This is a genomic window from Streptomyces sp. NPDC059008 (assembly GCF_042749045.1).
Taxonomy (GTDB): Bacteria; Actinomycetota; Actinomycetes; order Streptomycetales; family Streptomycetaceae; genus Streptomyces.
On the sequence record NZ_JBHYJC010000090.1, the window covers coordinates 1 to 10,321 of the forward strand.

Genomic DNA, 10,321 nt, shown 5'->3' on the forward strand with positions numbered 1-10,321 from the left:
CGCCGATGTGGTCGAGCAGCGATCCCCAGATCCGGCCGACGCCGTACCCGACACCGGGCAGCGGGAGGATCGCAGCGGCCGTCGCGGTGACAGCCACCAGCGGGGACACCCGGTAGGGCACGGCCCGCGCAAGGCGCTGCCACCACGTCAGGTCCGGCTCCACCGGGACCGGCGGGTGGACGGTGACGTGCACGTCGATCTGCTGCGGCGGGCCGTACGGGGCCGGCGGCTGCGGCGGCAGCCAGGGCGTCATCCCTCCGCCACCGGGCGGGACGGGCGGCGCGGGCGGCAGCCCGAACAGCCAGTCCCCCGACCCGCCCGCCGCGGTAGCGACCGGGGGGACAGGTGCCGGGGACGGGGTGGACACCGGCGCCGAAGCGGTGGACGGGGTGGACGGGGGACCGGGGCGGACCGGCCAACCGGTCCCCGGGACCACGCCGGTGGGCGTGACCGGCGTCCCGCCCTGCGCGGGCAGGTGGACAGTCGGCGGAGTCGAAGGCGGAGTCGGAGTCGTCATCCCACACCCCCGATCCGGATCCGCAGCCACGCGCGCAGCACCAGCTCGTTGCGGTCGGGAGCGGGGCCGACGACCACCGGCCGGACGGGCACGTAGCCGGACGGGAGCGCCAGCCGCACCGGAGTGACCTCACGCCACCAGCCGTTGACCAGGACCGCGGTCATGCCGCCACCCCCGCCATCTCCAGCTGACCGGGGCCGGGCACCGACTGACCGGGCAGCGGGCGCGGGCCGTGCTCGGCCGCGAGGGCCTGCCACGCCTTGTCCACCGTGCTCTTCGAGACGCCAGCGGCAGCGGCAGCCTTGCGGGTGCTCAACTCCCCCTCCCACCACAGCCGTGCGACCAGCGCACGCGTGTCGTCCGACTGCGGCTGCTCAGGCTCCGGAGCAGGCCGGGCCACCGGGACCTCCGGCCGGAACAGCTCCGTCGCCCCGCAGATGACCGTCAGACGCCGCTGTGGGCGCTCCTGCGGACCGTCGAGGACCGGAGCAGGCACCGGGACCGGAGCGGGCGTCAGGACCGGCTCAGGAGCGGGCAGAGGCTCCGGGGCGGGGGTGTCCACCGGGATGTCCACCGGCGCCACCTGCGGGACCACGGTGTCCACCGGCCCAGTCGGCGACTGCTCGGTCGCGGGCCGGACCGCCGGGCGGGCCGACCGGAGCACGCGGGTGACCAGGTCGGCGCAGCACGCGATGCTCCCGACCGGGAGCGCGGCGGCCACACCCACCAGAGCCCAGTGCACCCAGTTGACCGGGCTCAGCCGCGGGCGGACGCCCTCCAGCGGCACCAGGCCGTGCACGTAGTTGAGGACCAACGAGGCGGCTGTGTAGAGGCACAGGACCCCCAGTGCGGCCCGGCGGTGCCGACCGGCCAGCACCAGCGACGCCACCAGGGCGAGCCCGATCGGGCCGTCGGCCGACAGCGGGTAGAGCACGGCACCCACCGCGTCCAGCCCGATGGCACGACCGACATCGTGGAGCGCCGTCCAGCTCACGACGAACGCGACGCCCGCAACGCCGACCAGGCCGACGACCAGACCAGCCCGGACCGCCGCCACTGTCGCGGGGGCGAGTTCGGACGATTCATCCCCAACTGCGGGGGTGGACAGGGGTGGTGCAGGCATGGATGTCCCCTCTTCATGGCATGGCTGTGACCTGCGCCGATGGCGTCCACTGCGGGTGTCCACCGGCACCCCTCCAAATTGGCCTAGCGGCTAGGCCAATGTCAAGGCAATGGCCTAGCCTGGATGCGAAGCAGGACTCCCAAGAGAGGTTTCAATGCCGAAGATCGAGCGGTCCGCACCGCCATACATGCAGGTCGTGACGCATTTCCGGACGAAGATCATGTCCGGCGAAATGTCCCCGGGCGACGCGCTCCCAACAGATCGCGCGCTCGCTGAGGAATGGGGCGTATCCCGCGCGACCGCTCAGAAGGCACTCGTCGTGCTGAAGACCGAGGGCCTGATCGAGGCCGTCCAGGGGTCGGGGACACGGGTCCGCCAGTCCGCGCCGCTGCACCACAACGGGCACGACCGGGCCGTATCCGTCCGCAGGACAGGTCGGATCTACACCGAAGGTGAGTACGCCCGGATCACGTCAGCAAGCTTGGAACCGGCGCCGGCCGACGTCGCCGAGGCGCTCGGGATCGAGGAAGGCGCCCCGGCCATCCGCCGGGTGCGGGTCACGTACAACGCCTCTGACGTCGCGTTGAGCATGAGCACCAGCTGGCTGGACGGCGCGCTGTCCTCCACGGCTCCGGCGCTGGTCAGCACCGACCGGATCCGCGAGGGCACTTGGCGATACCTAGAAGACAGGACCGGCCGCACTGTGGTGCACGGCCAGGACCGCGTATCGGTCCGGCTGGCGACCGCTGAGGAGGCCGAGCTGCTGTCGCTGGACGAGCCCGCCGCCGTGAAGTTGACCAGGACGATCCTCCGCGACGAGGACGGGGTCACCTTGGAGTACGGCGTCAGCGTCACCGAGGGTCGGGAGTCGATCTACGAGTACACGGTCTGACCGTCCACCACGAAGGCCCGCCCCGCGGACAGGGGGGCGGGCCTTTGACGTGCGTGGACACCGGTGGACGGCCGGGGTGGACGCCTACGGTCACATGGCACGCGTGGCCGCCACCATCGGCGACTGCGGCGACTCCGGGGTGCCAAAAGACGGCCAGCTACGGGAGGGGTGGGGTCGGTGGCGCTCCGGATTCCGGACAATCCGGGTGGAGTTGGGCTCAGACCGTACCCCCGCCGTCGCGGATGCAGACCATAAGGCGATCACCTGCCCGGGAATTGGCGGGCGGGGAGCAGCTGCTGCCGCGCTGTGGCCCGGCCCGGCATTCGCTCTCCAGCGCTGCGGGCATCGTTGTGGCAGCTCGTCCGGCTGTCCCATCGCGGGTTACCCGAAGCCCCCGGGCAGTTTCGGCATCTCCCGCAGCAGGTCGATCATCCGCCGGGCGGGCCGCCGGGGCGCCTCCTCCTCGACCTGGTCCTCCTCCTCGACCTGGTCCTCGAACAGCGCGTCCTGCGTGGGCGGCTGCACCGGCCGCGGCACCGCCGGCGCACGGGTCGGCCTGGTCGGCGACGGTGCGGCAGCAACGTCACGTGACGTTGCTGGGGCATCCGGCATGGGCCTACCAGGAACGTCACGTGACGTTCCTGGGCGTGCGGCTCTGGCCTCGCGCGCCGCGGCATCCGTGGCGAGGGCCTGCGCGACGATCCGCGCCTGGCGCCTGGTCTCGTACGCGCGCTGGCGGCAGTTCCGGGAGCAGTAGGAGCGCGGCTTCGTGCCGAGCGATTCCGGCACCGGCTCCGTGAGGCAGTGCTCGCACAGCCGACGCCCGGCAGCGTCTCTGGGGATCTCTCGTCTCATGTCCGCGACCGTACCCGCGAGGTGTTGGCCGGCCCCGGCCGGAGAGGCCCGGATGTCGCCACACCTCTGGCACTTTTGCCGCCGACCCGGGTGCAGCCCGAAATACCGCCGCGCAGACCGCCAAAGGCGGGGGTGTCGAATCGACGTGTCCGACGTGTCCGCGCAGGTGCGACGTGTCCACCGACGTGTCCCCCATGCGTCCACCGGCACGTCGCCGACAGGCCGGGACGCATCACCACCACGTCGCGGACGCGTCACCGGCACGTCGCGGACGGGTCAGGACGCGTCACCGGCACATCGCCGACACGTGGCCGGCCGTCCCGGCCGGGGCGGTCGAGTACGTCACCGGCCGCCGCTGTACGTCAACGCGATGACGTACGGCACCGAGTTGCAAGATCTGTCCCGCCGCACGGGAATCGGGCTTCCCAGCAGCAGGCCGCGTCAAAAGTGCCAGAGGTGCGCTGCACTCCGCCCCCTCCACACCGGAGGCACCCGTCCCACCACTCACCGACCCGATGCATCCGCCACCGATCCCCACACCTATGCATCACGACCCGATGGCACCCCGACCACAGCACAAAGCCCGCTACAGAACACACCCAGGCATTCCCAACGAGTCGGCCCCCAGCAAGATCAAGACGCTCACACCTCATGCATTACGAACTGACCCAGGACGCCGGAGCTCTTGCATTACGAGCTGACCCAGGACGACCAATCCGAGCGAAGCTCGACCCGAAGAGAACGGCACACCTCTTGCACTCCGCGAAACTGCACGTCGTGAGCACGCTCCGACGCCCCCTCAGCACCGCCCGGACCGACCCGACGACGAGCACCAGGAGCACGCCGTCGAACCCGCCGGCCGACCGGCGAACCGCAGCTGCGCGAGCCGAACCGCAGCCACTCCCGGACACAGCAGAGCCGCCGTCGGCGGGCGGCCGACGGCGGCTCGGAAGCGGCAGCAAGATATTCGATCAGTACACCTGATCGGGCCGGGAGGACCCAGGTATCGACACTTCCGGTGTCGATACGGCGGACCGAATCCGGCCTCCAGGACCCGCCACTCCAACCCGCCCAGGGTCCGCCCAAGCACCGCCACTACGGGTGGCGGGTGACGGTCGGGAACCTCTGAGTGGCGGACCCTGGGCGGACCCTGGGCGGACCTTGTGCGGGTCTGAGTGGCGGGTCCGCCCGCACGGTTTGCACCGCAGCAAGTTGGTGCGGAAGTACTACTCCGCGACGCCCGGACGAGCCGAGCAAGCAGTAGCGGAGGAGTTTCCTCCGCGCTCCCGACCGAGGGCGGCCGGGAGGGTTCCAGGGTGTATCCCAGGGTGTATCCCAGGGTGTTCCTGCGGGACATACCCCCGCCCTCCCCGACCTGCCCGTTTCTGCCTCCCGCACCGAGACCACCCCCTCGCTACGTGCCTCGGAGGGGGTGGTCTCGGTGCGTACGGCAGGGGCAGGTCGGGGAGGGCGGGGAGTTCGGTAGGAGTTCGGTCAGGGAGGGGTCCGGAGTTCGGTAGGGAGTTCAGCAGAGGTGGTGGTGTCGGCCGCGGGAATCAGGGTCAGAAGGCAGAGCAAGATAGTGCGAACTGGGCCCAGTTTCGCGGCCCGGTGCACTCGGCTGTCGCGGGTTTCCGGGACGACCGGGCACGGTCGGGGCGGGAGTTTCCGCCGGCGGACGCGGCACTGGTCCGGCACTGAACTCGCGCGCAGGGAGCGACAGCGAGTTAGTGCTTACTGATGTCAGTTACGCGGTCGGCCGGAGCGGTCAGCAGCCGATGTGGCGGCCAGCTCCGGACGCTCCGGCCAGCCGGGTGTCGAGGGCGCCGCCGCATTCGGTGCAGTGCGCGGCGGCCTTCTTGGGCGCCTTGGTCTTCGCCACCACCGACGCCTTCCGCGCGGCCGGTACGGCGGACTTCTTGGCGACGCGGTGTGCCTTCCGCTGGCGATCGTCGCCTTCGACTCCGCGCCGGTCGAGCAGCTCCTCGGTGCGTTCCTTGGCCGCCTCCAGGTCGACGGGCGGAGGCGGCAGGACGTCGCGTCCCCACACCAGACCCCAGGACTCCACCAGGGCACGGACCTTGACCTGCCCGCCCTTCTCGGCCGCCTTCAGCAGCTGCAACGAGCGGCCCTTGCGGCGCGCGATGTGCTGGTGCCAGGGATCGGCCAGGATCACCGCCAGCGCCTCTCCCTGCCGCTCCTCAGCGGCGATCTCGCCGTCGGTCCGCTCGTCGAGCTCGACCAGCGCGGCGAGCCGCTTGCGTAGGCCGTTGGACCAGTACAGGGCGCGCATCCCGCGCGCCGCCGACTCGTACTCCTGCCACAACCGCACGGTCTGGGCACGGTCGTCGTCCGCGGCATCCTCGTCGAGGAGGACACGGGCGATCTCGAACGGGGTGCGGTGACCGTCGCGGCCGGCCTTCGTGTCCGTGCGCGTCATCTCGGCCGCGGTCGTCCACGCGGCTTTCCCGTCCTGGTACTTCATGAGGTACCGGGCCAGCGGTCCGCCCTCACCGTGCCCGGACAGGTCGAGGCGGACACCGTGCTCACGGTCGGGCAGGTACGCACCGACCTCCTGCAGAGCGGTGGACCACGCCTCGTAGATGACCTCCTCCAGGGCCTCGCCCTGCTCCGGGGTCAGCGGCTTGTCGAAGAACACCAGGACGTGCCAGTGCGGGTGCCAGCCGTTGGCTTCGCCGTAGGTGACCTCCCAGGCCCGGACGAAGCCGATGACGCCGTAGTCCTTCTTCGCCTTGCGCCAGTCGCGGCCCGCGTTCTGGCCCAGCGCCTTCTTCCAGGCGTCGCGCTGCTGCGTGACCAGCTCGGCGAGCGTGTGCCGGGCGTAGTGGCGCATGGTCAGCGTCAGCATGCCGAGGCCACCGGCCTGGAGCCCTTCGGCGGCCTCGATGGCCGCCCAGTCCTCCGCCGTGCGGTCGTTGATGTTCTTCTTCCAGGCGGCGCGGGCGGGGCGGATCTTCGGGCCGTTGACGCCGCCGATGTCCTCCCAGGCGGTACCGGCCGCCTGGAGTTCGACCGTGCGCGCGGACCGGATCTTCGCGCCGCAGCAGGGGCAGACGTGCACCTTGCCGCAGGTGGCCAGCCCCGCGAAGTAGGCGGACCCGCCGGGGGTGACCTTCGGGGTGACGCCGCCGCCGAGCGCGTACCGGCCGCAGCGGCTGAGCGCCTTGTCGGTCGTCACGTCGTAGAGCGCCTCACGGAGTCGGTGGCGCCCGTCGCGGGACGCTTCGGCCACCTCGGCCGTGTCCGTTTTTGAGGCCGCAGGGGCCGAAAAACCGGCGCTGACCTGCGTGTCCGTAGTTTCTCCGGTAGTACCAAGGCGCTTGTCCGTTTTTGGATCGGCGGGTGCCGGCACCTTGCGCGCCGCGGTGGTCCCGGATGCGCGCTTTGCGCGCTTTCGGCATGCGTCGCCGCAGAACCGCCGGGGACGCTTGCCCGTGGAGGGGGGGAGGGGTTCGCCACATCCGCCGCAGATTCCGGCGGAGGCCCGCATCGCCTCCAGGCGGGCCTTTTGCTGCTGGTCGAACTCGTCGACCGTCCGCGGGGCCCGCGGGGCGGGAAGCGGCGCGTCTTCCGTCCCCTGTGGCGGGACGGGCGATTCATTTCGTACTCTGAGCACGAGCAACGTTTCCGTTCGGTGGTAGAGACCGAGTGGAGGCGGCGAGCCGGGGCCTAGGAACCCTGGCTCGTGCCATTTCTGGGTGGCGATCATGCCACCCGAGGGCCGCCCCTCGCAGAGGCGGCGCGCACAAAGGCCCGTCCGGCTTGCCGGACGGGCCTTGTGTGTTGACGGTTAGTCACTCCATATCCGGTTTGTCCGCCGATCAGTTCGCGGTGGGCAGAGGGCGACTCAGGCCGCGAGCCCCATCACGCGGGCCCAGCCGCAGGAGGTCGAGCGGCAGTCCTGCGGGTCGTCGTCCCACTCCTCCGGCAGCGCGTACGTGGCCGTACGGGCCTGCCGGTCGAGGCAGTCGGGGCAGACGCACTCGGGACACAACTGGCCGTCCGCGACGTAGACGTCGCCGTTGCAGGTGGCGCACATGGTCACTCCTTCCAGGCCAGCGGCGAGAGCGCGGAGTGCACGGCGTTGAGGTGGTCGGTCAGCAGCTCGACATCGTCCGTCGACATGCGAAGGCCAGCGGTGACGGCCGCGACCTCGTCGGCGACGTCGCGGTCGCGGTCGCTGCGAAGGTGGCCTTGCGCCTCCAGCTGCGTGACGAACTGGGCGATCTGGTCGAGGGCCTGCGGCAGGCGCTGGGCGAGCGCCACCAGGTCACCGACCACGCTGTACGCGTCACTGGGGTACTGCCAGCCGTCCCGGCCGGGGCCGAGCGTGGCGTGGTTGAGGTGGCGGACAGCTTCAGCGGCGGCGCTGGCGTGGCCGGCGGGAGTCTGGTCGGTCATGGGTCGATCCTTCCGTCTGTCGTCAGTTGGCGTTGGGCGATTGGCCGGTGGCTGCGGCACGGGCGACGGCCTGCCGGGCGAAGGCCAGCTCGCGCTCGCTCACGTCCGGGTCGGCCGCGAGGCGGGCGAGCCACTGGTGGACGTCGGCGACGTCCCACTCGTGGAGGTCGTGAGGGATCCGGATCACCGGGATCCCCTCCAGGCCCCGGCCGAGGCGTTGCCGTTGGCGCGGGCCTGGCCGGTCTGCTCGCGGGCAGCCGCTTCCCGTTCCGTGCGGTTGGCCTGGGCCTGGCGGTAGTCCTCGGCGCACTGCTGCTGCGTGGTCTTGGCCATGGCCGGCCTCACTTCCCGGCCTTGCCGCTGCTGCGGCGGTTGGTCTCGCCGAGCTTGCGGGAGATCTCCTGGTCCCGCTGCTCCTGGTCCTGGTCCTTGTTGTTCGCCATCACCGGCCACCCCGCAGACGGCCGTTGCTGCCGTTCCCGGCGCCGGGCACGGGCGTGCTGTCCTGCTTCGGGTACCAGCCGCCGCGGCTGGCCTCGTAGGTGGTCGCGTGCTGGGAGTCGTCCTGATCCGCGCGCTTCTCGCGCAGCTCGTTGAGCGAGATCGACGTTCGGAATGCCATGCTGGCGCTCCTGTCTCTGCGAGATGGGAGCGGGCCGGTCGGACTTCTTCGCGGGATGACGACCGGTCCGCGCTGTCGTGGAGGCGTCTGACGCGCTCCCCGCCCGCCCCGGCCGGGGTGGCCCGGGGCGGACAGGCAGCCGTCAGCTGGCCTGCCGGACGACGTGCCAGCGGGCGGGGTTGTCCTCGTCCTGGACGAGCCGCGCCGCCCCTTCCCCGCTGTTGCTGGCGCCCTGTTGCTGTTGTTGTTGTCCGGGTTGTTGCTGGATCTGACCTGCGGAAACAACAGCAACAGCGGGGGCCGGGGCCCCTTCCGGAGAGGGGCCGGGGGAGGGGGCCGGCGGGCGGGCCGGGAGGTCCTCGGTACGGACCCCGGTGGAGACCCCCGGACGGGCCCCTTCTCCGCGCGCCCGGGTGCCCTTGGAGACGGGCACCGCAGCGGCCTCACACAGGGCCCGGCAGTCGGCCGCGGACCACCCCCCGGGCGACCCCCCGCCGGGGTAGCGGGAGGAGAGCCCGGCGACCACCTGAGGCCAGTGCAGACCGGGGGTCTTCTTCGCGCCCTCCGAGTGCGTCTCGACGAGGTCGTGGAGGAGGTGGAGGAACGCCTCCGGGGAGGGCCGCGGGCCGGACTGGGCGGCCGTCTCCGAACCGCCCTCCCCCGGCGCGTCCTTGACGGCCTGGGCCTTGTCCGCGCTGACCTTGGTGCGGAGTGCCGCGAACGACCACCCGATGACCAGCGGCCACATCAGGATGCGGTGGCGGTAGACCAGCCAGCACAGACCGGCTCCGGCTCCGAGGATCAGGGCGCCGCGCACGTAGATGCCGAGGTCGGCGGAGAGGCCCTTGAGGTCTGCCCGGTGGGCCTCGAGGCACCAGCCCTTGAGCCGGTCGGCGAGGCGCTTGCCCAGGAGGGTGGTGCCCTCTCCGATCGTCGTCATCAACCGGACCGCCCAGGCGCTGGCCTGCTTGGCCTTCGCCTCCGCCTGCTCCGCCTTGGCTTTGAGCTCGTCGGCGCGGTCGGCGAGCGTGGCGCCGGCCTCCGGCGCGGTGTCGGCGCTCACAGGGACACGTCCCCGTTGAGGACGCTCTTTCCGGCGTCGCCGAGCGCGTTGTACATGTCCGGCACCCACTGCATCAGCTCGGCGAATCCCGCCGTCGCGCACAGCGTCAGCCCCGCGAACAGGCCCCCGAACATGCGCTTCTTGTCGGTCTTGCCCGCCGCCTTCAGGACGATCCCGCCGATGATCGCGGTGACCAGGACCGCGCAGGCGCCGGGGTAGGTGAGCTGACCGAGGGAGCCATGGGCCAGGCTGCCGCCGCCGTGCGCGCCGGTCGTGGTGCTGATGCCCTTGTCGCCGACCTTGTTGCTCGCCTCAACCGCCTTGCTGGCGAACCAGCCGAACAGGCCGCCCAGGCACATGGTCCAGCCCGCGCCGGTGATCAGCGCGCCGCCGAACGGGACCAGCGCCTTCAGCTCGCGGGTGCCCTTCCACCATGTGCGGATGTTGATGATCACGATGGCGACGGAGACGGTGGCTCCGGCAAGGGTCAGTGGGGTGTTCATGCGCGGACTCCTGTCGTGGCGGCGACGATGTCCGGGACGAGGACGCCCCAGGTGCCGCCGATGAAGGTGGTGACGACGCCGAAGGCATCGAGGAAGTTCAGGTGCCGGACGAGCCGGACACGGTCGCCGTCGAGGGCGGTGCGCAGGCGGCAGGGCCGGTGGATGCGCGCGACCACCACCGCCATCGCGACGGCCGCGGCGACGTGGGACGCCGCGGGGTGGATGTCAGCGCCGATGTGGTCGAGCAGCGATCCCCAGATCCGGCCGACGCCGTACCCGACACCGGGCAGCGGGAGGATCGCAGCGGCCGTCGCGGTGACAGCC

Annotated in this window: 13 protein-coding genes and 1 pseudogene; 1 reads left to right on the forward strand and 13 read right to left on the reverse strand. The window is 71.6% G+C overall.

The genetic code is table 11. The features are described 5' to 3' along the window. From ACFWZH_RS39025 to ACFWZH_RS39035, 3 genes and pseudogenes are all read right to left on the reverse strand, one after another. Positions 1–253 (reverse strand): annotated as a pseudogene (locus ACFWZH_RS39025) (hypothetical protein); the annotation flags it as partial. A 260-nt stretch (positions 254–513) separates the two neighbouring features. Then, on the reverse strand, positions 514–681 hold the full coding sequence (locus ACFWZH_RS39030) for a hypothetical protein (protein WP_384443138.1): 168 nt from the start codon (positions 679–681) through the stop codon (positions 514–516). Continuing rightward, positions 678–1,640, reverse strand: a complete 963-nt coding sequence (locus ACFWZH_RS39035; protein ID WP_384443141.1) for a helix-turn-helix domain-containing protein — start codon at positions 1,638–1,640, stop codon at positions 678–680. Before ACFWZH_RS39035 ends, ACFWZH_RS39030 begins: the two co-directional genes overlap by 4 nt. Before the next feature lie 187 nt (positions 1,641–1,827). On the opposite strand from ACFWZH_RS39035, the gene ACFWZH_RS39040 reads away from it, so the two are divergent. Beyond that, positions 1,828–2,532 (forward strand): GntR family transcriptional regulator, encoded by a 705-nt coding sequence (locus ACFWZH_RS39040; RefSeq protein WP_384443173.1) that lies wholly within the window; start codon positions 1,828–1,830, stop codon positions 2,530–2,532. A 381-nt stretch (positions 2,533–2,913) separates the two neighbouring features. Here ACFWZH_RS39040 and ACFWZH_RS39045 read toward each other — a convergent pair whose 3' ends face one another. The 10 genes from ACFWZH_RS39045 to ACFWZH_RS39090 form a co-directional block, all read right to left on the reverse strand. Beyond that, positions 2,914–3,057, reverse strand: coding sequence for a hypothetical protein (locus ACFWZH_RS39045; protein WP_384443144.1), 144 nt, complete (start codon positions 3,055–3,057; stop codon positions 2,914–2,916). Between the two features lie 2,098 nt (positions 3,058–5,155). Further along, positions 5,156–6,640, reverse strand: coding sequence for a protein rep (locus tag ACFWZH_RS39050; RefSeq protein ID WP_384443146.1), 1,485 nt, complete (start codon positions 6,638–6,640; stop codon positions 5,156–5,158). Between the two features lie 615 nt (positions 6,641–7,255). Further along, positions 7,256–7,447 (reverse strand): hypothetical protein, encoded by a 192-nt coding sequence (locus ACFWZH_RS39055; protein ID WP_384443149.1) that lies wholly within the window; start codon positions 7,445–7,447, stop codon positions 7,256–7,258. 2 nt (positions 7,448–7,449) lie between these two features. Further along, positions 7,450–7,809 (reverse strand): hypothetical protein, encoded by a 360-nt coding sequence (locus tag ACFWZH_RS39060; protein WP_384443152.1) that lies wholly within the window; start codon positions 7,807–7,809, stop codon positions 7,450–7,452. Positions 7,810–7,831: 22 nt separating this feature from the next. Beyond that, the gene (locus ACFWZH_RS39065) at positions 7,832–7,996 is read right to left on the reverse strand and encodes a hypothetical protein (protein WP_384443155.1); all 165 of its coding nucleotides are present in this window, start codon (positions 7,994–7,996) and stop codon (positions 7,832–7,834) included. Next, the gene (locus ACFWZH_RS39070; RefSeq protein ID WP_384443158.1) at positions 7,993–8,142 is read right to left on the reverse strand and encodes a hypothetical protein; all 150 of its coding nucleotides are present in this window, start codon (positions 8,140–8,142) and stop codon (positions 7,993–7,995) included. Before ACFWZH_RS39070 ends, ACFWZH_RS39065 begins: the two co-directional genes overlap by 4 nt. A gap of 109 nt (positions 8,143–8,251) precedes the next feature. Then, positions 8,252–8,431: a hypothetical protein gene (locus ACFWZH_RS39075; protein WP_384443161.1), complete on the reverse strand. Its 180-nt coding sequence runs from the start codon at positions 8,429–8,431 to the stop codon at positions 8,252–8,254. 142 nt (positions 8,432–8,573) lie between these two features. Further along, positions 8,574–9,494, reverse strand: a complete 921-nt coding sequence (locus ACFWZH_RS39080; RefSeq protein WP_384443164.1) for a hypothetical protein — start codon at positions 9,492–9,494, stop codon at positions 8,574–8,576. Further along, positions 9,491–9,997 (reverse strand): hypothetical protein, encoded by a 507-nt coding sequence (locus tag ACFWZH_RS39085; protein ID WP_384443167.1) that lies wholly within the window; start codon positions 9,995–9,997, stop codon positions 9,491–9,493. Before ACFWZH_RS39085 ends, ACFWZH_RS39080 begins: the two co-directional genes overlap by 4 nt. Then, a partial coding sequence (locus ACFWZH_RS39090; RefSeq protein WP_384443170.1) for a hypothetical protein occupies positions 9,994–10,321 on the reverse strand: 328 nt, incomplete at its 5' end. The genes ACFWZH_RS39085 and ACFWZH_RS39090, both read right to left, overlap by 4 nt.

Bases quoted from the DNA above. Each gene is read 5' to 3' on its own strand.
- ACFWZH_RS39030 (WP_384443138.1), bottom strand. From the start codon at position 681: ATGACCGCGGTCCTGGTCAACGGCTGGTGGCGTGAGGTCACTCCGGTG.
- ACFWZH_RS39035 (WP_384443141.1), bottom strand. From the start codon at position 1,640: ATGCCTGCACCACCCCTGTCCACCCCCGCAGTTGGGGATGAATCGTCC.
- ACFWZH_RS39040 (WP_384443173.1), top strand. From the start codon at position 1,828: ATGCAGGTCGTGACGCATTTCCGGACGAAGATCATGTCCGGCGAAATG.
- ACFWZH_RS39055 (WP_384443149.1), bottom strand. From the start codon at position 7,447: ATGTGCGCCACCTGCAACGGCGACGTCTACGTCGCGGACGGCCAGTTG.
- ACFWZH_RS39060 (WP_384443152.1), bottom strand. From the start codon at position 7,809: ATGACCGACCAGACTCCCGCCGGCCACGCCAGCGCCGCCGCTGAAGCT.
- ACFWZH_RS39070 (WP_384443158.1), bottom strand. From the start codon at position 8,142: ATGGCCAAGACCACGCAGCAGCAGTGCGCCGAGGACTACCGCCAGGCC.
- ACFWZH_RS39075 (WP_384443161.1), bottom strand. From the start codon at position 8,431: ATGGCATTCCGAACGTCGATCTCGCTCAACGAGCTGCGCGAGAAGCGC.
- ACFWZH_RS39085 (WP_384443167.1), bottom strand. From the start codon at position 9,997: ATGAACACCCCACTGACCCTTGCCGGAGCCACCGTCTCCGTCGCCATC.